The sequence below is a fragment of the Leucobacter soli genome, from assembly GCF_042659205.1.
In the GTDB taxonomy this organism is placed as follows: Bacteria; Actinomycetota; Actinomycetes; order Actinomycetales; family Microbacteriaceae; genus Leucobacter; species Leucobacter soli.
Window position 1 is genome coordinate 1 of record NZ_JBHSRW010000467.1, and the last position, 687, is coordinate 687.

The window sequence follows — 687 nt, forward strand, 5'->3', positions numbered from 1 at the left end:
AGTAGTGAATATCCGCTTCGATTTCCTGACCCCGCGCACCCCTGCGAGTTTCATGAGGCGTTCCGTCTGATCCCGGCCGATCTCCCACCCCTCACGCCGAAGCAAGGCATGCATTTTCCGTCGCCCGTACACGCTGTAGTGCTTCGCGTGGAGGCGTTGGATCTCGGACACGAGCAGTTCATCGCGGAGCTGTCTCGCTGAGGCGGGGCGATGTTTCGCTGCCCGGTACCCGCGGGAGGTGAGGAACCCACGAACTGCCGTCCTGAGTGTACGGCAGAGGAACTCGACCCCGAAACGATCACGATACTCGTCGATGAACTGGATCATTTCGTTCGTGGCTGGTCGAGTTCCTTCGCGAAAAACACGCTCGCTGCTTTAAGAACTTCGTTGGCCTTCTTCAGCTCGGCGTTCTCGCGTCGCAGGCGTCGGTTCTCTTCGGCCATGTCGGTAGTGACCCCGGGCTTCACCCCGGTATCGATGTCGTAGCGGCGCTGCCACACGCGCAGCGTCTCGGGGCTCACCCCAAGGAGGCCGCCGACGTGTCGGCAAGCGGCGGTCAGCGATTCATGTTCGGGGCGGGCCTCCGCGAGCATGCGGAGCGCACGCTGACGAAGTTCAGGGTCGTATTTGCTTGGCATCGTAGTTCCATCCTTATATAAAGATCGGAACTGAAACCAGGCCAATTCA

Annotated in this window: 2 protein-coding genes; both read right to left on the reverse strand. The window is 60.4% G+C overall.

Annotated elements, in window-relative coordinates; genetic code table 11:
- On the reverse strand, nucleotides 1-327 hold a 327-nt coding region (locus ACFPZL_RS13980; RefSeq protein WP_382336012.1), incomplete at its 3' end, for an IS3 family transposase.
- Nucleotides 324-638, reverse strand: a complete 315-nt coding sequence (locus tag ACFPZL_RS13985) for a transposase (protein ID WP_382332287.1) — start codon at nucleotides 636-638, stop codon at nucleotides 324-326. The genes ACFPZL_RS13980 and ACFPZL_RS13985, both read right to left, overlap by 4 nt.
- Nucleotides 639-687 lie beyond the last annotated feature (49 nt).

Bases quoted from the DNA above. Each gene is read 5' to 3' on its own strand.
- ACFPZL_RS13985 (WP_382332287.1), bottom strand. From the start codon at position 638: ATGCCAAGCAAATACGACCCTGAACTTCGTCAGCGTGCGCTCCGCATG.